This is a genomic window from Actinoplanes sp. TFC3, assembly GCF_001553785.1.
In the GTDB taxonomy this organism is placed as follows: domain Bacteria; phylum Actinomycetota; class Actinomycetes; order Mycobacteriales; family Micromonosporaceae; genus Actinoplanes.
Genome location: NZ_LOJP01000001.1, coordinates 2,228,582 through 2,247,620, shown reverse-complemented (window position 1 = coordinate 2,247,620; position 19,039 = coordinate 2,228,582). Strand labels below are relative to the sequence as shown.

General features: G+C 68.2%; 21 protein-coding genes and 1 pseudogene. 8 read left to right on the top strand and 14 right to left on the bottom strand.

The window, feature by feature from the left end:
• Positions 1–50 precede the first annotated feature (50 nt).
• Positions 51–1,679 (bottom strand): L-glutamate gamma-semialdehyde dehydrogenase, encoded by a 1,629-nt coding sequence (gene pruA / locus TFC3_RS10315; RefSeq protein ID WP_067498673.1) that lies wholly within the window; start codon positions 1,677–1,679, stop codon positions 51–53.
• An 11-nt stretch (positions 1,680–1,690) separates the two neighbouring features.
• A complete protein-coding gene (locus TFC3_RS10310; protein WP_067498671.1) occupies positions 1,691–2,608 on the bottom strand; it encodes a proline dehydrogenase family protein in 918 nt (305 codons plus the stop codon).
• 102 nt (positions 2,609–2,710) lie between these two features.
• Here TFC3_RS10310 and TFC3_RS10305 point away from each other — a divergent pair, with 102 nt between their 5' ends.
• Positions 2,711–3,919: a CdaR family transcriptional regulator gene (locus tag TFC3_RS10305; RefSeq protein ID WP_067498669.1), complete on the top strand. Its 1,209-nt coding sequence runs from the start codon at positions 2,711–2,713 to the stop codon at positions 3,917–3,919.
• A 348-nt stretch (positions 3,920–4,267) separates the two neighbouring features.
• Here TFC3_RS10305 and TFC3_RS10300 read toward each other — a convergent pair whose 3' ends face one another.
• The 3 genes from TFC3_RS10300 to TFC3_RS10290 all read right to left on the bottom strand — a co-directional run bounded on the left by TFC3_RS10300 (position 4,268) and on the right by TFC3_RS10290 (position 5,640).
• Positions 4,268–4,594 (bottom strand): hypothetical protein, encoded by a 327-nt coding sequence (locus TFC3_RS10300; protein ID WP_067498667.1) that lies wholly within the window; start codon positions 4,592–4,594, stop codon positions 4,268–4,270.
• A gap of 24 nt (positions 4,595–4,618) precedes the next feature.
• The gene (locus TFC3_RS10295; RefSeq protein ID WP_067498665.1) at positions 4,619–5,002 is read right to left on the bottom strand and encodes a hypothetical protein; all 384 of its coding nucleotides are present in this window, start codon (positions 5,000–5,002) and stop codon (positions 4,619–4,621) included.
• 122 nt (positions 5,003–5,124) lie between these two features.
• Entirely contained in the window at positions 5,125–5,640 is a 516-nt protein-coding gene (locus TFC3_RS10290; RefSeq protein WP_082771959.1) for a DUF4265 domain-containing protein, read from the bottom strand.
• A gap of 331 nt (positions 5,641–5,971) precedes the next feature.
• Between TFC3_RS10290 and TFC3_RS38700 the strand changes: the two genes are divergently transcribed.
• The gene (locus tag TFC3_RS38700; RefSeq protein ID WP_067498661.1) at positions 5,972–6,925 is read left to right on the top strand and encodes an SEC-C domain-containing protein; all 954 of its coding nucleotides are present in this window, start codon (positions 5,972–5,974) and stop codon (positions 6,923–6,925) included.
• Between the two features lie 80 nt (positions 6,926–7,005).
• On the opposite strand, the pseudogene TFC3_RS39205 reads toward TFC3_RS38700, so the two are convergent.
• From TFC3_RS39205 to TFC3_RS10270, 4 genes and pseudogenes are all read right to left on the bottom strand, one after another.
• Positions 7,006–7,224: pseudogene (locus TFC3_RS39205) on the bottom strand (antibiotic biosynthesis monooxygenase); the annotation flags it as partial.
• A 12-nt stretch (positions 7,225–7,236) separates the two neighbouring features.
• Entirely contained in the window at positions 7,237–8,478 is a 1,242-nt protein-coding gene (locus tag TFC3_RS10280) for a DUF1996 domain-containing protein (RefSeq protein WP_067498659.1), read from the bottom strand.
• A 154-nt stretch (positions 8,479–8,632) separates the two neighbouring features.
• Positions 8,633–9,748, bottom strand: coding sequence for a MalY/PatB family protein (locus TFC3_RS10275; protein WP_067498657.1), 1,116 nt, complete (start codon positions 9,746–9,748; stop codon positions 8,633–8,635).
• A gap of 9 nt (positions 9,749–9,757) precedes the next feature.
• Positions 9,758–10,288: a GNAT family N-acetyltransferase gene (locus tag TFC3_RS10270; RefSeq protein WP_067498655.1), complete on the bottom strand. Its 531-nt coding sequence runs from the start codon at positions 10,286–10,288 to the stop codon at positions 9,758–9,760.
• A gap of 61 nt (positions 10,289–10,349) precedes the next feature.
• Between TFC3_RS10270 and TFC3_RS10265 the strand changes: the two genes are divergently transcribed.
• Both TFC3_RS10265 and TFC3_RS38695 read left to right on the top strand, forming a co-directional pair.
• Positions 10,350–11,144: an RNA methyltransferase gene (locus TFC3_RS10265; RefSeq protein ID WP_067506379.1), complete on the top strand. Its 795-nt coding sequence runs from the start codon at positions 10,350–10,352 to the stop codon at positions 11,142–11,144.
• A gap of 279 nt (positions 11,145–11,423) precedes the next feature.
• Positions 11,424–11,825 carry a hypothetical protein gene (locus TFC3_RS38695; RefSeq protein WP_067498650.1) on the top strand — a complete coding sequence of 134 codons (402 nt, stop codon included), beginning with the start codon at positions 11,424–11,426 and terminating at the stop codon, positions 11,823–11,825.
• 17 nt (positions 11,826–11,842) lie between these two features.
• Here TFC3_RS38695 and TFC3_RS10250 read toward each other — a convergent pair whose 3' ends face one another.
• The 3 genes from TFC3_RS10250 to TFC3_RS10240 all read right to left on the bottom strand — a co-directional run bounded on the left by TFC3_RS10250 (position 11,843) and on the right by TFC3_RS10240 (position 14,218).
• Positions 11,843–12,511: a hypothetical protein gene (locus TFC3_RS10250; RefSeq protein WP_067498647.1), complete on the bottom strand. Its 669-nt coding sequence runs from the start codon at positions 12,509–12,511 to the stop codon at positions 11,843–11,845.
• Positions 12,512–12,643: 132 nt separating this feature from the next.
• Positions 12,644–13,759, bottom strand: a complete 1,116-nt coding sequence (locus tag TFC3_RS10245; protein WP_067498644.1) for an SPFH domain-containing protein — start codon at positions 13,757–13,759, stop codon at positions 12,644–12,646.
• A gap of 9 nt (positions 13,760–13,768) precedes the next feature.
• Positions 13,769–14,218: an NfeD family protein gene (locus tag TFC3_RS10240; protein ID WP_067498641.1), complete on the bottom strand. Its 450-nt coding sequence runs from the start codon at positions 14,216–14,218 to the stop codon at positions 13,769–13,771.
• Positions 14,219–14,337: 119 nt separating this feature from the next.
• On the opposite strand from TFC3_RS10240, the gene TFC3_RS10235 reads away from it, so the two are divergent.
• Together TFC3_RS10235 and TFC3_RS10230 are read left to right on the top strand one after the other, a co-directional pair.
• Complete coding sequence (locus TFC3_RS10235; protein ID WP_067498638.1) at positions 14,338–15,651, top strand: serine hydrolase; 1,314 nt, start codon at positions 14,338–14,340, stop codon at positions 15,649–15,651.
• A 160-nt stretch (positions 15,652–15,811) separates the two neighbouring features.
• Positions 15,812–16,552, top strand: coding sequence for an SDR family oxidoreductase (locus tag TFC3_RS10230; protein ID WP_255363755.1), 741 nt, complete (start codon positions 15,812–15,814; stop codon positions 16,550–16,552).
• Between the two features lie 43 nt (positions 16,553–16,595).
• Here TFC3_RS10230 and TFC3_RS10225 read toward each other — a convergent pair whose 3' ends face one another.
• Positions 16,596–17,402 carry a DUF3097 domain-containing protein gene (locus tag TFC3_RS10225; RefSeq protein ID WP_067498632.1) on the bottom strand — a complete coding sequence of 269 codons (807 nt, stop codon included), beginning with the start codon at positions 17,400–17,402 and terminating at the stop codon, positions 16,596–16,598.
• 88 nt (positions 17,403–17,490) lie between these two features.
• On the opposite strand from TFC3_RS10225, the gene TFC3_RS10220 reads away from it, so the two are divergent.
• Together TFC3_RS10220 and TFC3_RS10215 are read left to right on the top strand one after the other, a co-directional pair.
• Positions 17,491–18,273 (top strand): hypothetical protein, encoded by a 783-nt coding sequence (locus TFC3_RS10220; RefSeq protein WP_067498629.1) that lies wholly within the window; start codon positions 17,491–17,493, stop codon positions 18,271–18,273.
• Positions 18,266–18,763: an NUDIX domain-containing protein gene (locus TFC3_RS10215; protein WP_067498626.1), complete on the top strand. Its 498-nt coding sequence runs from the start codon at positions 18,266–18,268 to the stop codon at positions 18,761–18,763. Before TFC3_RS10220 ends, TFC3_RS10215 begins: the two co-directional genes overlap by 8 nt.
• On the opposite strand, the gene TFC3_RS10210 is transcribed toward TFC3_RS10215, so the two are convergent.
• On the bottom strand, positions 18,735–18,959 hold the full coding sequence (locus TFC3_RS10210) for a hypothetical protein (protein WP_067498623.1): 225 nt from the start codon (positions 18,957–18,959) through the stop codon (positions 18,735–18,737). The genes TFC3_RS10215 and TFC3_RS10210 overlap by 29 nt on opposite strands.
• Positions 18,960–19,039 lie beyond the last annotated feature (80 nt).

The window sequence follows — 19,039 nt, the reverse complement described above, 5'->3', positions numbered from 1 at the left end:
CCGCAGCCTCGGCCGCACCGAACTGACCGACCAGGGTCGTAACTGGTGGATCAGCCCATGTGCGGGTACCGGTGGTCGGTGGCCGGCACGAACGTCTCCTTGATGGACCGGGCGCTCGACCACCGCCGCAGGTTGCTCGACGCGCCGGCCTTGTCGTTGGTGCCCGAGGCGCGCCCGCCGCCGAACGGCTGCTGACCCACCACGGCTCCGGTCGGCTTGTCGTTGATGTAGAAGTTGCCGGCCGCGTTGCGCAGGAAGTGCTGGGCGTGCGCGATGGCCGTGCGGTCCTGGGCGATGATGGCGCCGGTCAGCGCGTACGGGGCCGCGGACTCCATCTGCCGCAGCACCTTGTCGTAGTCGGCGTCGTCGTAGACGTGCACCGACAGCACCGGGCCGAAGTACTCGGTGGTGAAGACCTCGTTGGCCGGGTCGGTGCCCTCGATGATCGTGGGGCGCACGAAGTAGCCGGTCGAGTCGTCGGCGGTGCCGCCGGCGATCACGGTCAGCGAGCTGTCCTGCTTGGCCGCGTCGAGCACCTTGGCCAGCCGGTCGTAGGACTTGCGGTCGATGACGGCGCCGCCGAAGTTCGTGAAGTCGGTGACGTCGCCCATGGCCAGGTCCTCGGTCAGCGCCACCAGGTCGTCGCGGATGGCCCGCCACACGCTGCGCGGCACGTAGGCGCGGGAAGCCGCCGAGCATTTCTGGCCCTGATATTCGAAGGCGCCGCGGATCAGCGCCGTGCGCAGCACCGCCGGGTCAGCCGACGGGTGCGCCATGATGAAGTCCTTGCCACCGGTCTCGCCGACGAGCCGGGGGTAGCCGCGGTAGCTGCCGATGTTCTCGCCGACGCGGCGCCACACCTGCTGGAACACCGCTGTCGAGCCGGTGAAGTGGACCCCGGCCAGGTCGCGGTCGGCCAGCACCACGTCGGAGACCGCGAGGCCGTCGCCGGGCAGCATGTTGATGACCCCGGCGGGCAGCCCGGCCGCCTCCAGCAGGCGCATCGTGAAGTGCGCGGACAGCTGCTGGGTGGGGGCCGGCTTCCAGATCACCGTGTTCCCCATCAGCGCCGGGGCGGTGGGCAGGTTGGCGCCGATGCTGGTGAAGTTGAACGGCGTGACCGCGTACACGAAACCCTCGAGCGGGCGGTGGTCCGTGCGGTTCCACATGCCGGGTCCGGAGACCGGCTGCTCGGTGTAGATCTCGGTGGCGAAGTGCACGTTGTAGCGCCAGAAGTCGATCAGCTCGCACGCGGCGTCGATCTCGGCCTGGTAGGCGGTCTTGCTCTGGCCCAGCATGGTGGTGGCGTTCAGCGTCTGCCGCCACGGTCCGGCCAGCAGGTCGGCGGCCTTGAGAAACACCGCGGCACGGTCCTCGAAGGAAAGCTCGGCCCAGCCCGGGGCGGCTGCTTTCGCTGCCCGTACGGCCTGCACGGCGTCGGCGGTGGTCGAGTTCGCCGACACGCCCAGCACCTGCTCGTGCCGGTGCGGCGCCACGACCTGGAACTGCTCACCGCCGGGCATGCGCTGCTCGCCCGCGATGGTGGCGGTCAGCTCGGCCGGACCGGCGTCGTTCAACTCGGTCAGGCGCTGCTGCAGCTCCTCGCGTTCGGGCGCGCCGGGGGCGTAGTTGAGCACCGGCTCGTTGTGGGGCGCCGGGGTCTGCGAGAGCGCGTTCATAAACCGCATCCTTACCTGGAAGTGAGCTGGCGGAGCAGGAAACCAACATTTGCGGGCCGCTCGGCGAGGCGCCGGGAGAAATAGCCGTACCAGTCGGTGCCGTAGGGGATGTAGACGCGCACGGTGTGCCCGGCCGCGGCGAGCCTCTGCTGCTCGGCGGCGCGGATTCCGTACAACATCTGGAATTCCGCCGGTGCCCCTGCGGGTGTCAGAACGGATTCGGCGATGGTGATAATGCGGGGGTCATGCGTGGCGACCATCGGATAGGCGCCGGATTCGGCAAGCAGGCGCAGATACCGCACGTACGCGCGGTCGACCTCGTTCTTGGCGGTAAGCGCAACACTTCCCGGCTCGGCGTAAGCACCCTTCACCAGCCGCACCCGCGAGCCGGGCTCACCCAGATCGCGCACGTCACCCTCGGTGCGTTTGAGCATGGCCTGCAGGACACAACCAACCCGAGGATATCGGGTACGAACAGAGCGCACCGTTTCCAGCGTGTCATCAATGGTCGTGTGATCTTCCATGTCAATGGTCACGTCAACGCCATGGGCATACGCGTGGTCCGCCAACTCATGCGCATTCCCGGTAGCGCGGGCCGGCCCGTCGGCGCCCAGCGCCTGCCCCAATGCGGAAAGCTTGAGCGAGATCTCGTTGCCCTCGGCCAGCCCCGCATCGGCAAGCCGGCTGACCAGCTTGCGGTACGCCGCCACGGTCTCAGCCGCCTGCGCCGCATCGGTGATGTCCTCGCCGAGGTGGTCCAGCGTCGCGTGCAGCCCGTCGCGCTGCAGCGCCAGCACCGCGGTGATCGCCGCGTCGTCGTCCTCACCCGCGACGAACCGCGACACGACGGGCCGACTGAGCGGGCTGTCGCTGATCGCCGTGCGCACCGCGCGGTTGCCGGCCACGGCCAGCACCAGTCGTCCGAACATGAGGCCCTCCTAGGCTCTGCCGCCGACGCTAGACAACATCCCCCGTCAGGAGCCAGATACACGTGTACGGCCGAAGATCACCATCCGTTGTACATTTGGACAATGGCTGTCGACAGCGAACCCACCCAGCTCCAGGAACTGGTGGACGTGGTGGCGGCCCGCACCGGCGCCCCCACCACCCTCGAGGATCGGGACCTGCACCTGGTGGCCAGCTCCGGACACGAGGAAACCGTCGACGAGGTACGCCGCCGCTCGATCCTGCGCCGCCGCTCCAGCCCCGAAGTCCAGCAGGTCTTCGCCAGCTTCGGCATCGCCGCGGCCGAGCACCCGCTGCGCATCCCCGCCGACGCCATGCCCGGCCTGTACGCCCGCTGGTGCGTCCCGGTCCGCTGGCGCGGCGTGGCGTACGGCTACCTGTGGCTGCTCGACCCCGGCGAGACTGTCCCCTTCTCCGCAGTTGATGCGCTCGCTGACGTCGTCGATCAGCTCGCGGTGTCGATGGCGCGCCGTGCTCGTACCAGCGATCACACGTCCTGGGCGGTGGCCGAGCTGCTGTCGGCTGACGCCGGAGCCCGCGCCCGCGCCGCAGAGGAATTGCAGCGCGACGGGCTCCTGCCGGCGCACCGCGAGGTTGTGCTGATCGGCTTGGCGCGCCGCGATGGCGGGCCGGTTGGGCCGGTCAATACGTGGTTGCTGCCGCGCGGGGTACTCAGCGCCCCGATCGGGCAGCGCGGCGCGCTTGTTCAGCCGGCATCGCCCTCGCCGGCCTCGCCTTCGCCTGCATCCGCTTCGCCTGCCTCCCCGTCGTCCGCCTCCCCGTCGTCCGCTTCGCCCGCCGACGTTGCCGAGCGGGCGGCGCGGTCGCTGCTGGCCGAGCACACCGGCGGTGTCGTGGCCGGCGTGTCGGGCCCAGTGCACGTGACGGACGGGTACTCCGGGTGGCGGCAGGTGGATGCGGCGCTACGGGTCGGGTTGCGGGGGCAATCGGGGGCTGTGGTCGTACGGCAATGGGCTGATCTCGGGGTGTTGCGATTGTTGTCCTTTGCCGAGCCTGATGAGCTGGCGCGGACGGTGGGCGACGCGCGGGCGCAGCGGTTGCTCGACGGGGATCCGGATTTGCTGCGGACGGCCCAGACGTATTTGGATTTGGCGGGAAATGCGCAGCGCACGGCGGCGGCGCTCGCCATTCATCGGCAGACGTTGTATCACCGGTTGCGGCGCATTGGGGCGCTGACCGGGTATGACCTGGATGATGGCGAGGATCGGCTGGCCTTGCATGTGGTGCTGAAATTCGCCGATTTCCGCGGATGACGGCTACTGCGAAGACTCCCCATCGAGTCCCTGCGGGAAGGAGGAGTCCCGCACGTATTGCCCGATAACCCGCAGCGCTTCGTTTCGATGCTGATCAGAGCACTGCTGTCCGCCTGCTGACGGGCAATCACGTACCACGATGAGGTGATGTCGTCGTCGGCCTGCGCGCCGATAACCTCGATGTTCGTCGGCACCAACTCGTGCCGCCCCACGATTCTCCACGCGAAGGGCGCATCTCAAACATGACCACACCGCACGATGTTTCATAGAACGGCCGAAGGTCATCCGGCAGGCGAAGCGAAGCAGGCATCGATTCACCTCCCGGCGGCGCTACCAAATAAGCGCACCCTATCGACGTGTCACCCGTAACCCCAGCAAACTACGGCCTGGATAGTCCTCGCCGGTGCCATCAACTCCAGGAAGGACAAAGTAGTAGGTCCAAAGCACCCGCCCGCCGTACCGCTGCGCCACCGTCCCGCCCGCCGCCCGCGCAGTCAGCCCGGCGTCCTTGCGCAACGTGACGATGTACTGATCCTTGACGACCTTGTTCCGAGCTGGCCGGACGATCTGCCCCTCAGCCAGCGCAGCCTGTGCCGCCTGAGCACCAAACCCGCCCACCGCCACCGCGACCGCGGCAGCCACGATTCCGGCCAGAGTTCCTCTGGTCCTGGTCATACGCCCTCCCCCGTGTGACAACCGTCAGTCCTCTTCAGCCGGCAGCAAGATCTCCAACTGCTCCGGAAAGTCCTGCGTATCGACAAACAGCCGAATCCGACACGGCCCCTCGTTCATATAGGCCGTGATCTTGTTCTCCTCCGGAACATCGCGGACAACCAGCCGGCCCAGCCGGGTGGTGATCGTCCCGTCGAAGTACGCGACCGGCAGCTTCTCCTGGCTCTCACCCGAGCCGTCGTCCCGCGTGACGACGACCAGCACGTGCCCGTCCACCGGCTGCATCACTTTCGCGATCAACCAGCCATCGCCAGCCGTGACCGCCGCCTCTCCGATGTCCACCGGCTCGAGTGCGGTCTCCGGATCGGCGTCCTCGATGAAGAGGACACCGTTCGACACGGCCAACTCCATTGATGCGACTCTGTCTGCCACCTTCACCTACTATTCGGGACGGATATGTCTTCCTCACCGTGCTGCTGACCCCCGGCCATGCCGGCGTGGCACCGGCTTGTCCGATGCCTCGCCGAGGGCTGCTATCCCACCGCCGGAGGGAACGAATTAGTGTCGCCGAATCCGGCCTGCAGTAGACCTTCCTTGCTGGCCTTGTCGAGCAGCGCTGGCAGATCACCGTTGTCTGAACCGGGTGCGACATCGAGGGCGAGGAAGCGGTCGCCGTGCCATTCGAAGGCGACACCGGCCCGCTCGGCCGCCGCAGTCAGCGACTCTGCCAAATTCGCGACGGCACCAGGCTCGCCCGGCTTGACAAGGGCCCGCATCACCCGGTGCCCGAAGCGGCGGAGCAGGGTGGCGACGCGGCCACTGTCTTTATTCAACTGGACCACGTCCAGGTACGACAAGCCGTCAACACAGAACGGGATGCATGCCACCCGGTACGTGTTGTCGCCAAGGTCATTGAGCCACAGCTGCTCGAGCTGCCCGTCCAATCCGGTGAAGCTGAGATCCACATGGGCCATGTAGTACGGAGCGGCGCGCCCGGCCGGGTGCTCGTGGACGACGTAGACCGGTTCACTCATTGCTGTGCCTTCCATGTGCGCTCACCTCCCCGCATGCAGCAGAAACCACTCCTGAATCATGCGCGGGGCCACCATGATGGGGGCCAATTGCCTTTATAGTTCTTCGGCGAATTGTAAGATCAGCTTGACGAGTCGTGAATCCACCGTGTTGCAGCGAACTCAGCAGTGCCAGCGACGTGTAGCCGATACCGAAATCGTCCATGGCCACCCGTACGCCCAAACCCCTGATCGCCTGCAATCGCCGCGAGGCTTGATCGGGGCGGGTGACCACGGCGCCTCCGCCGAGTTGAGGAAGTGAGACTTAGATCAACAGCGGCGGGTCGGGAAGGCGCAGTAGCGTACGAACGTGTCTTTGACTCGCGCAGATCTCGACAACCTCCGGCAGTCCGCGCTCGGTGCTGCCGACCCGCTCGGTGTGGCGGCCGACCTCGCCGATGCCGTGGAAGCCGGCCGGCTGGCTGACCCGCAGGACGCCGGTTATGCCCTGACGCTGGCCGCCGAGATTGCCGAGAGCCGCTCGAAGCATGAGGCTGCTCTGCGTTATGCCGGCCGGGCTCTGGCGCAAGATGGTGACCAGCCGGGGTCGGCGAAGGCTTTGCGCGCCCGCATTCTGTTCCGCTCGGGCCGTGACGACGAGGCGATGACCGAGCTCGAAACGCTGCGCCCGCTGCTCACCGAGGACCCGGACGCCGCGGCCTACGTCAGCGCGGCGCTGGCGGTCGGCAAGCGCATCGAAGTGGCCGAGCAATGGCTGACCGATGCCGTACGGTCAACGCTCGCCGAACGCGGCGCGTCCACGGAACCGGCCAGCGCCGACGACGCCGGTCTGCTGTTCTTCCTCCTGCAGCAGCGGCACCGGCTGCGCCACGCGCTCGGCCGGCCGCATGACGCTCACGACAACCTGGCCGACCGGTTGGAGACCAGGCTCGCCAACCAGGCCGCCACCGAGACGGCCGCCGACCTGCTGTTCTGGCCGGAGGCCGAGTTCGCGTCGCTGGTGCAGCAGTGGCCGGCGCTGGCCGAGTCGTACGGCAAGAGCTGGGACGAACACCGCGCCCACCTCGAACAGGATCTCGTCAGCCGCACCAACCCGGTTCTGCTGCGCGCCTCGGTCGCCGGGCTCACCCGGTTCGCGGGCAGCGACGGCGACCCGGCCGACCCTGAGATCCGGGCCGGCTACGCAGGTCGGTTGGCGGGGGCCTCGGCGCAGGTCACCTGGCCGCCGGAGCGCAACGGGTCGTGCTGGTGCGGCTCCGGCGCCAAGTACAAGAAGTGCTGCTTGCCTCGCTCGCGCGGTTGAGTGCAGGCGCTGAGGACCTCGGTGTAGTGCTCCACCACGGGGAACGGGTCGTAGAAGTGGTGGAGCAGCTCCCGCCAGCGCTGGTATTCCGGTGAGCCGCGGAAGCCCTCGGTGTGGTCCTCCAGCCGCTCCCATTCGACCAGCAGCAGGTAGGTCGATGAGCGTTCCAGGCCCCGCGACAGGCTCAGCCGCAGGAACCCGGGCATCCCGGCGATGATGCTTCTCGCCTGAGCGAAGGCGGCTTCGAAGGCCTCTTCGTGTCCGGGCTGCACCGGCAGCAGCGCATGTTCGCGAATCATCGCCCGATCATCTCAGCCGAACGAGAACGGGTCGTAGCCGTCGTTGTTGCAGGTGCGACGCTGGGCGATACAGTTCCTGACCCGCTGGTTCATCGCGGTGAGGTCCCACGACACGAACGCGTCGCCGTGCATCGACGAGGCGCTCCTGCCCTCGGGGTCCGAGGAGAGGTAGTAGCCGGCCTTGGAGCCCTGCACGCCGTACTGAATCTCGAAGGACAGCGCCGGGATCTTCACCGGGTGCCCGGCCGGGCAGGCGTTGTTGGCACCGAACACCACGTGATCCTTGTGGTTGGGGCTGTCCAGGTGCTTGCCGTCCCAGCAGTCCGGGAACTGCAGCGTGAAGTGCAGCAGAGCCTTGCCGTCGCAGATGGGCCAGTTGCCGTTGGTGCTGCGGGCCACGCCGTTGACGTCGCCCGGACCGTAGTACGCGCAGTAGAACTGGCCCTGAGCCCCGCGCGGGGTCGGTTCCTTCTTCTTGGCGTCGCCGGCGATCAGGCGCAGGCCGTTGGGCATCGGCATCTGACCGGTCGCGTTGTTCTGCAGCGAGCGGTAATAGACCCGGAAACCCGTGGTCTCGACCGGCTTGTGGGTGGCGTTGTCGTAGAGCGTCGGCACCCAGTACGCCGAGTGGTCCTGCACCGGCTTGCACGTGGTCGCGGTGAACTTCTGCAGATCCGCGGCCTGGGTTTGCGCGTCGACGGCCTTGTTGCCGACGAACGAGTGCATGTGGGAGGCGCCGGGCAGCCCGGGAACCACGATCGGGTCGTCGGCCAGCCGGTGGCTGTACTGGCAGTCGGCCCGGAACTCGGGGAGGTTACCGGCGTCGGCGGGCGGGGTGTCGGCCTTGGTGGCCTCGTACGCCTTCACCTGCCTCTGCCAGGCGGCCTGATCGACCGGGATCCAGCCGCCGGTCGCCTTGCCCTGAGTCGCCGGCGCGGTGGCGGCAGGCGACGCGGAGGAGGCGGAGGGTGACGCGCTGGGCGACTTCGACTGGATCGGCGCGACAGCCGACGACGAGGCGGAGGCCGGGGCCGCGGAAGGCGCTGCAGCCGGGGCCGGAACAACAACGGCGGCGTTGGCGGTCGGGGGTGCGGCAGGGGTCGAGCCGGTGCGGTACACGGCCCCGGCCGCGATGGCGATCACGGCGACGGCAACTCCGGCACCGACGGCCGCGCCGCGTTTGCCGCGCACGGACCGGCGGTGGTTGCCTGGGCGCTGTGGCGAGGCGGGCTCGCGGGACGAGGTGAACGACACGGCCGGAATGGTAGGCGGCCGCCGGGCCCGTTCGTCAGGGCTGCGGGCTTGGAAGGGCCGTCCGTCCCCCCGCGAAGCAACCGTCAGGTCCGATGTTGACCGGGTTTTGCGAGAAGGTGTTATCGAGCCGCCGCGGCACCGTCACCCCACGTTGTCACAGCGCCGCGGCCAGGCGAGAAACAGCTTCGTCGAGGATTTCCGAGCTGGTGGCGAAGTTCAGCCGCACAAAGCCCGCCCCCGCAATGCCGAAGTCGGTGCCGGGTTCCAGGGCAACGCGTGCCTGGGACAGGAAGAACTCCGCCGGATCTTTCGGCAAACCGAGGCCGCGGCAGTCGAGCCAGGCGAGATATGTTGCGGCCGGGGGTTGCCAGGAAATGCCGGGCAGCCGGGTACGAAGCAGCTCGGCCAATTGCGTCCGGCGCTCGTCCAGGAAACTCAGCGCGTCGTCCAGCCACGCGTCGCCGTCGGTGAAGGCGGCTACCGTCGCGAGCACCCCGAAATGCCCCGGACGCCATTGCAGATCCGGCGGGAAACGGTGTGACACCGGGCGCCTGCCCTCCACGACCGCCGCGCATTTGAGCCCGGTGATGTTGAACGCTTTGCTCGCCGAGATCAGGCTGACGGCGATTTCATGGGCGCCGGGAACGCTGAGCAGCGGTGTGAAGGCGGCGCCGGGCAACGTCAGGGGTGCGTGGATCTCATCACTGATGATCGCGACGCCGTACCGGGAGGCAAGGGCCACCAGTTCGGTCAGCTCGTCGCGGCTGTGCACGCGCCCCACCGGGTTGTGCGGATTGCACAGCAGATAGGCCGCCGGACGTTCGGCGAAGGCGGTTTCCAACGCGGCCAGATCAAGCCGGGAACCGGCGGTCAGGGGAACCTCGGCGATGCGCACCCCGGCTTCGGGCAGCCAATGGTAGAACGGCTGATACACCGGCGTACTGATCACTACCGTCTCGCCGGGCCGGGTGAGCACGCGCAGCAATTCGACCACGCCCACCCCGACATCGGGCACCGCCGTCACCTTGTCCGGGTTGATGTCCCAGCCCCAGCGCCGACCCGCGAACCCCGCAACAGCCTGCCCGAGATCCGGTACGGGCGCAGCATAGCCAGTGTCCGAGGCGTCCACGGCAGCGTGCAGGGCAGCGGCAACCGGCGCGGCGAGCGGAAGGTCCATCTCGGCCACGAACAAAGGCAGGACATCCTCGGGATGCGTGCGCCATTTGGCGCTTCGGCGGGCGCGCAGATCCTTCAGCGAGTCGACCTTCATGAGCCGACCCTAGCGCCGGAGCCGGTAGAGCACACTGCGCCGCAGCGGCCCGGCCGGCACGTCCGGGTCGTCGAAGTCGTCGCCCGGATCGCGGGTCATGCCCAGGCGGTGCATGACGGCCCGGGATCGCGCATTGCCGGTGGCGGTGATGGCAAGGATCTCGTCCAATCCGAGCACGTCAAAACCGTAGTCCAGACAGGCGTGCCCGGCCTCGGTCGCGTACCCCTGCCCCCACGCTTCGCGGGTGAGCCGCCAGCCCGCTTCCACACCCTTGAAAGGCAACCCGTCATCGGTCGGATCCAGCCCGGCGAACCCGATGAACTGCCCGGTCGCTGCGATTTCCAGGGCCCACCAGCCCCAGCCGCGCTCGGCCAGCTCGGTGCGGAAATGGTTCAGGGAGGCGGCGCTCTGGTCGTACGTCAAAATCTCGGGAAAGAATTCACGCACCAGCGGATCGGCATTCATCCGGGCCCAGGGCAGCACGTCCTCATCACGCCATTGCCGCAGGAGCAGCCGGTCGGTGGACAGTTCAGAAATCATGGTGCCCTCTCGCGTGGCGGCCCGTAGACACGCCAACGTACTCGGAAGGCACAATGCTGTGGTGCCCTACGCAGAGATCACCGACCCCGCCGACGACCGCATCGCCGACTACCGGGCGCTGACCGACGTGGAACTGCGTACCAAATGGGAACCGCCGAACGGCCTGTTCATCGCCGAAGGTGACCTGGTCATCCAGCGGGCGCTGCGCGGCGGATACCGGTTGCGCTCGGTGCTGGTGGACCAGAAACGCGTGGACCAGCTCACCGAACTGCCGCCCGACGCCGTTGTTTACGGGGGCACTCAGCCGGTCCTGGAAGCCATTACCGGGTTCCATGTGCACCGCGGCGTCCTCGCATCGTTTCACCGCCGCCCGCTGCCCACCATGGTCCAATTGCTGGCCGGAGCCCGCCGTCTCGCCGTTCTCGAGGGCCTGAACACCCACACCAATCTGGGGGCGTTGTTCCGCAGCGCGGCCGCCTTGGGCATCGACGCGGTGGTGCTTTCCCCGGACTGCGCGGACCCGCTCTACCGCCGCTCGGTGCGGGTGAGCATGGGCGAGGTCTTCGCCATTCCGTACGCGAAAAGCACCGATTGGCGCGAGACCCTTTCCACCATTCGCCAGGCAGGCTTCACGCTGCTGGCCATGACCCCGGGCCCGGACACCGTTGCTCTGGCCGCCCTGACCCCGGAGCAACGTTCCCGTCCGGCGCTGTTGCTCGGCGCCGAGGGCCCCGGGCTGACCCGGCACGCGCTGGCGGCCAGCGATGTGCGGGTGGCCATCCCGATGCACCACGGGGTCGATTCGCTCAATGTGGCCACCGCCGCGGCGATCGCCTTCTACGAACTGTCGCGCTGAGCGCCCCGGGCCGCCACCGTAATGCCGATGCGCTGCGTCTCCGGCGTCCGTAGGGTGGCTGGCGTGCTGCCGTCGTTTGTGCCCGGTCTGCAGTTGTGCCGGCGTTCTACGGTGAGGCTGTTCGCCCGCTGCTGGATGAGGTCCATCCCGGTCTGGCGCATGCTGCCGCGCGGCTGGGTCCGGGCTCCGAGGTGCTCGGCTTCGACACCGAACGCTCGATTGACCATGACTGGGGACCACGGCTGGAGTTGTTTCTGTCTGCCGTGGACGTGGCTCGGCATGGCGAAGAGCAAGGCCGACGAGGTCTCCATCGCGCTGCACGAAGCCGTGGACACGCGCGACCAGGGGCAACGCCAGGCGGCGCTGTGCACGGCGTACGAGGCGGCGGGGCGCTGGCAGAACCGGCTCGGCCTGAGCGCGCCGGTCGAGGCCACCCGCCGTTCGCACTTCGACCGGCCGTACCCGGTGAGCGACGCGGAGCGTTTCGCCGCGGCCCTGCGCGCCCGGATTTCCGATGCCACCTTGAGCGAGCTTCCGGCGGTCGGCGGCATCGATCAGTACGTGGACAGCACCGACGTTCTGGTTCGCCCGGACCTGACCCGCAGAATGGCATCGGCAACCATTGATACCGACCGTCAGGTGGCGCGGACAGGGCCCGGGCTGAGCGGGACCAGGCCCTAGCTGGGCGCGATCGGCTCTTAGCTGGGCGGGATCAGCCGGGAGCCGGTCCAGGCCAGGCCCATGCCCGCCGCGAGCAGCAGCAGCGCGCCCACCGTGGGCAGCGGCTTGACCGCTACCGAGCCCGCGCCGATCGACACGGCGGCCAGCATCAGCAGGATGCCGTCGGCCGGGTTGACCAGCTTGGAGCGCAAGACGGCCCAGCCGAGCAGGAGCCAGCCGGTGCCCATGATGGCCGCGGCGACCAGCGCGAGGGTGTGGACCGAGGGGGCCGGGATGCCGGTGCCGTCGGGGGCGGTGCCGCTGGGCAGCGCGGTCAGCGGGAGCCAGAGGACCGCGCCGGCCAGTCCGATCAGGAGGCCGGCTACGGCGCTGCGGCGGGTGCGGGACCCGGCCAGCAGACCGGCCAGGCCGATCATGGCTACCGTGATGAGCCAGCCGGCGGCCAGTTCGATCAGCAGCGGGCCCGGGGGGATGCCGATTCCCAGGGTGGACCAGCCGTAGAGGGCGGCGCCGAGCGGGAGGCACCAGAGCGCGCTGCGGGCGTACCGTCGTACCGAATAGATCCAAACCGCTTCCTGCACGGACAGCAAGCGGTCGTCCTGGGTCTCGGATCGGGCTGCTCCGACCCAGGCCGGGGCGACGCGCAGAGGGCGCCCACTGGCCGTTTGGAACTGCGACATGCTCATGCTGGCTCCGCCTTATGTGGCCGATCCGAGCGGTCCGGGGGCACCCTCGACAGTCTCGGACAACCATGACAAAACCCCGCACCTTCGCGCGGGGTTTTGCCATATTCGCTCCTGTTCCGCACCCCGGAGAGGTCAGGCGCGTTCCGGTTCGCCCGCTCCGTTGTAGTCGGCGGCACCCAGCGCGGCGGACGGCGGGATGGGCTCCGGGGCGGCGAGTTCGGCCTGCGGCTTGTCGCCGGAAACCTGGGCTTCGGCCTCACGCACCTGCTGGCCGACCGCTGCGGCCTCCGCTGCCGCGGCCTGGGCTGCTGCGGCTGCCTCGCGCTCCACGGCTCCGGCATCCACCTCGGCCGACGGCTGGTCACCGGCCATGTTGGCCAGGCCACCGAGCGCGCCACCGAGGCCGTCGAGCGCCTTGGTGAACTCGGTCGGCACGATCCACACCTTGTTGGCCGTGCCGTTGGCGATCTGCGGCAGTGACTGCAGGTACTGGTACGCGAGCACCTTCTGCGACGGGTTTGACGTGTGGATGGCGTCGAACACCGTGCGGATGGCCTTGGCCTGGCCCTCGGCCTGCAGGATGCGCGACTGGCGGTCACCGTCGGCGCGCAGCACCGCCGCCTGCTTCTCACCCTCGGCCGTCAGGATCTGGGCCTGCTTGTGACCCTCGGCGTTGAGGATCGTGGCGCGGCGTTCCCGCTCGGCGCGCATCTGCTTCTCCATGGAGTCACGGATACTCGGCGGCGGCTCGATGGCCTTGATCTCGACCCGGGTGACCTTGATGCCCCAGCGGCCGGTGGTTTCGTCGAGCACGCTGGACAGGTGCCGGTTGATCTCCTCGCGGCTGGTCAGCGCCCGCTCGAGGTCGAGCGAACCGATGACGTTGCGCAGGGTGGTCACGGTGAGCTGTTCGATGGCCTGCAGGAAGTTCGAGATCTCGTACGTGGCCCGCACCGGGTCGACGACCTTGAAGTAGAGCACCGTGTCGATGCTGACCACGAGGTTGTCGCTGGTGATGACCGGCTGCGGCGGGAAGCTGACGACCTGCTCGCGCATGTCGACCTTGGTCCGTACCGCGTCGACGAAAGGCACCAGGAGGTTGAGCCCCGGGGAAAGGGTGCGCTTGTACTTGCCGAGGCGTTCGACGACGTCCATGCGCTGCTGGGGCACGATGCGGACGGAGCGGATGAGCGTGATCACCGCGAACAACGCGATCACGAAGATGAGTACACCGATTACGGCTTCCATGGTGCCTCTCTATATGTTGGGTGTGTGGTCGCGCCACACGATGGCAGTGGCGCCCTTGACCTTGAGGACCCGGACCCGTTCGCCGGGCAGATATGTCTCCGCGCCGTCGAAGGAGCGGGCCTGCCAGAGCTCGCCCTCAATCTTGATCATGCCGTGGTCGGCACCGACCTCTTCCAGCACGGTGCCGTGCTCGCCCTCCAGCGCCTTGATCCCGAACGGCATCTCGTCGGATCCGGACTCGTCGCGCGAACGGCGCAGGATGAGAGGACGCAAGGCACCGACGGACAGGGCGGAGACGAGGGCGAACACGATGACCTGCAGCAGCAGCGGAGCGCCGAGCGCGGCGGCCCCGGCCGCCGCGGCAGCCCCAGCGGCGAAGAAAATGATCAAAAATGTCGCCGTGAACGCCTCGCCGATCGCGAGCGCGATGGCCAGAACGATCCACAGGACGGCTTCCATACCCCGATCGTGACACGTCGGCGCACCAGGAGCGACACCGCGTCACATCCGATTCGCGCGTTCCCATATCCGCGCCCGCTAGTTAAACCCCGCACTGAAGCCTTGGAAGGATTTGAACCGTGTCCCTGCTGCCGGAAACCGGGCGACGCATCACCGAAATCGCCACCACCGCCCAGGCCACCGGCCGCGCGCCGTCGCTGGCCCTGGCGGTGGTCCGCGATCGTGCGTTGCTGCACTTCACCGGGGCCGGCGAGGCACCGCTGCCCGATCCGGACACCCAGTACCGGCTCGGCTCGATCACCAAGACCCTGACCGCGACCATGGTCCTGCAACTGCGCGACGAGGGCGCCTTCGCCCTCGACGACCTGCTCTATCGCCATCTGCCCGGGACCCCGGTAGGCGGCATCACCCTGCGCCAACTTCTCGGCCACATCTCCGGCCTGCAACGCGAACCCGACGGCCCCTGGTGGGAACGCAACGCCGGAATCAGCACCGAGCAACTGCTGAGAGACCTCTCCCCCGACAAGATCTTCGGCCCGGCCTTCAAGACCTACCACTACTCCAATCTGGCGTACGGCCTGCTGGGCGCGGTCCTGGAGAAAGTAACCGGCGAATCCTGGCCCAACCTGGTCACCAAGCGTGTCCTGGGCCCGCTGGAGATGACCAGAACGACCTACCACCCCACCGAGCCGTACGCCCGCGGGTACGTCGTTCACGCGCTCGACGGCAGCCTGCACGAGGAACCCCGGCACGACACCGGCGCCATGGCACCGGCCGGCCAGCTCTGGTCCACGGTTACCGACATGGCCACGTGGGCTGCCTTTCTGGCCGCTCCCGCTCCTGCCGTGCTGAGCCGCTCCACGGTCGACGAGATGTGCACCCCGGTCGCGATGCAGGACGAGACCTGGACGGCTGGGCACGGGCTCGGGCCTGAGCTGAACCGGGTGGGCGAGCGGGTCTATGTCACCCATGGCGGGTCGATGCCCGGGTACGTTTCGCAGCTGGCTGTTCATCGGGGCAGCGGGGTTGGGGTTATCGCGTTCGCCAACTCTTATGGGCTGCGCGGAACTTCTATCCGGGGCGTGGCCCTGTCTGCTTTGACTGCTGTCTTGGATTCTGAGCCGGTTGCTGTGGCGCCTTGGCAGCCTGCTGCGCCGGTCCCCTCGGACATTGCTGCGCTGTGCGGGCGGTGGTGGTGGATGGGATCGGAGGTTGAGGTTGTCGCTGACGGTTCCGAGCTGGTGATGGGGGCTGTGGGGTATTCGGCTCGACCGGCTTGGCGGTTCGTGCAGGAGGGGCCGGACCGGTGGCGCGGGGTGGCGGGGGCCAACACCGGAGAGGTTCTGGTGGTGGTGCGCGGGAGCGACGGGCGGCCGGAGAAGCTGGATGTGGCGACGTTCGTGTTCAGCCGGGATCCGCGGCACTTGGCCTGAGGCGCCTGCTCAAGGAGGCCGAGCTCCAGCCACGGGGTCGCTTGCCAGGGGCCTTGGCGGTATCGGGGGTCTGGGAATCCTGGGTTGAACGCGGCCTAGCTACTGCTCGGCTGGTCGGCGAGGCTCTGGTCGTACCGGATGACGAAAGAGGCGGATATTCGTGGACACTGTTTTCATTCCTGGGGCGACCTCTGGCATCGGGCTGGGGCTGGCTTTGCGGCTGCAGGCCAAGGGCAATACCGTGATTGTTGGCGGGCGGCGGACCGAGCTGCTGGAGCGTATTGCAGCTGAGCATCCGGGCATCGCCACGGTTGTCATCGACACCAGCGACCCAGCGTCGATTGTTGCGGCGCGCGATCAGGTGGCCGAGCGCTTTCCGGCGTTGGACACGCTGGTGACGATGGCCGGCATCATGGAGGTCGAGGATCTGCGCGAGGCGGCGTCCCTTGACGTTGCCGAGCGCACTGTTCAGGTGAACCTGCTCGGGCCTATCCGGCTGGTCAACGCTTTCCTGCCGGGGCTGCTGGAGCAGCCGCGCGCCACGATCATGACGGTTACGTCGGGGCTGGCCTATCTGCCGCTGCCGATCACGCCCACGTACAACGCTACGAAGGCGGCCGTCCATTCGTACACGGAATCCTTGCGTGTGCAGTTGTCGGACAGCAAGGTACACGTTGTCGAACTCGTGCCGCCAGCGGTGCGAACCGCGCTGATGAACCAGCAGGAATCCGAAATCGCCATGCCGCTGGAGGACTTCCTCGACGAGGTGATGAGCCTGCTGGAGGCCGACCCGGCGGCGGGGCAGATCCTGGTGGAGCGGGTGAAATGGCAGCGCAATGCGGTGGCTGAGGGGCGGTATGCCGAGGTGCTCGGGGTACTGAGCGGGCGCCCCCGCTCCTGACGGTGAACGGCGGCCGGGCACAAGCGTCCGGCCGCCTCACCCGTCAGTCCGCTGGCTCGGTGACGAAATCGATGAGTTGTTCCACGGCGTTGATCAGGGGCGTTTCGACGTCCTTGTAGCTGCTTACGCTGCTGAGAATGCGGCGCCACATCTCGTACGGTTCCTTGATGCCGACCGCCTGGCAGACGCCCTCTTTCCACGGGCGGCCGGGCGGGATCACCGGCCAGGCGCGCAGGCCCACTCTTTCCGGTTTTACCGCTTGCCAGACATCGATGTACGGATGGCCGGTTACCAGCACGTTGGGGTCGGTGACCGCGGCTACCAGGCGGCTTTCCTTGGAGCCGGCAACCAGATGGTCGACCAGGACACCGACGCGGCGGGTCCGGGAGGGGCGGAACTCCTTCACCGCGCCGGCTAGGTCGTCGATGCCGTCCAAGGGTTCCACGACCACGCCTTCGATGCGCAGGTCGTCGCCCCAGATTCTTTCGACCAACGCGGCGTCGTGGATGCCTTCGACCCAGATGCGGGAGGCTTTGGCGACTTGTGCTCGTACGTTGTCAACCGCTATTGATCCTGATGCTGTGCGCTTCTGTTTCGGCGCGGCTTGCGGCGACGCGGGTTTGCGGAGGGTGACCACCTTGCCGTCCAGGAGAAAGGCGGCCGGCTCGAGCGGGAAATTGCGTCGCTTGCCGTGCCGGTCCTCCAGCACCACGGCGCCGAATTCGAAGCCGACCACCGCGCCGCAGAAGCCCGAGTCGGCGTCCTCGACCACCAGGTCCGGCTCGGCGTCCACCTCCGGAATGACTTTCCGCCGCCGCCAATTGCCCCCGAGCACGTCCTCCCCATACATGACGGCACCGTAACCCTGCCCGTCCGGACACGCCGCTTCGACACACTCGCCGAGACAATTCCGGCGCTCGGCACGTACCCTTGCTCGCATGTCCCCCGCAGCAGATGCGGCGACCCTCACGGCACGCCGGTCAACCCGGTTCGTGGCGTGGGTGCGAGCCTGGCGCGCCGGACTCGTCCCGTTCGACGAGCTGGCCGACGAGATAGCCGCCGACGAGGAACACCTTGTCGCCGACGCCCCCGGCACCTGGACCGACGTGAGCCTGGCCCAGGCGCTGCCGTCGTTCGCCAAGCTGCACCCGGATGAGATCAGGCTGGTGCTGCCGGCGCCGGGCGATCCGCGCGGGTTACCCGGCCCCGGCGAGCTGACCGGTGCCGCTTTGCTGGCCGGTGAGGCAGTGATGACGCCCACGTTCGGGGTGGTCCCACAGGTGCGGCAGCACACCTCCGGCTCGGGGGTGGAGTTCGAGACGGTGCTGTGGCGGTTCTACCCGGTGGGCGAGTACAAGCCGGTGTTCCAGATGGGCTCGGCGGAGGCCGAAGCCGAGCTGACCCAGGCGCTGGCGGATGCCACCACGGCACTGACCCGGCTGGATGTGGCCCAGTGGCGTCCGGAGCTGGCCGGCGCCCTGCAGGCCTTGCGACGCCCGGAGAGCACAGGAACACTGCCGCCCGGGTACGACCCCCGCTCGCGGCGGCTCTTCGCCCGCGCCAGCATCCTCGACCAGGTGCTGGTGCTGGCCGAGACGAACGCCCCGGGCGCAGCGGTCAACAACTACGAAGCCCAGCAACGCGACGCCGCCCTGCGCCCGCTGCTGACAGCCTGCCGCCAGGCGCTGGTCGCCGCCTGCAACGCCCCGATGCATGCCTGACCGCTACGCGCATTGCACCTTCTGCGGTGCGCGGTTCAACCCGGGCCAGAACTGGCCGCGCCGGTGCGCCGCGTGCGGTGAAACCAGCTACCTGAACCCCAAGCCGGTGGCGGTGGCGCTGCAGCCGGTGGGGGCTGGGCTGCTGGTGGTGCGGCGCGGGATCCCCCCGGCCGAAGGTTCGCTGGCCCTGCCGGGCGGCTATGTCGAGGCCGGCGAGAGCTGGCAGGAGGCGGCGGTCCGGGAGCTGCGGGAGGAGACCGGCGTCTCCGGAGATGCGGGGTCGGTGCTGCTGTTCGACGCGCTGAGTGCTCCGGATGGGACTCTGCTGATCTTCGGGTTGTTGCCGGGGGTGGCTTCGCTTTCCGACTTCGAGGCCAACGCTGAGACCACGGGAGTTGAGGTGTTGAAGACGCCTGCGGAGTTGGGGTTCGAGCTGCACACGCGGGCTGTGGAGTTGTGGTTCAGGCAGGTCGCCGGCGACTTCGCCTGACGAGGTGGGGGCGTACGTAGAGGTAGGCGCCGCTGATGAACAGCAGGGCGAGCGGCAGCAGGGGTGTGTAGGAGATCCAGAGGATGGGATCCTGCTGCGCCAGGGCGATGGTGGTGGCGATGACTGTTGCGGTGAAGGCCACGGCCAGCCAACGGTGGAACTGGCGGATCCGGTGGGGCCAGGTGGGTGCGGTCATGGAATCACGGTAGAAGTGGCGTGGTGGGCGACGCTTCTTGATTCCTGATCACTCCAGCGGCCGAAAAGCTTGAGCTGCAG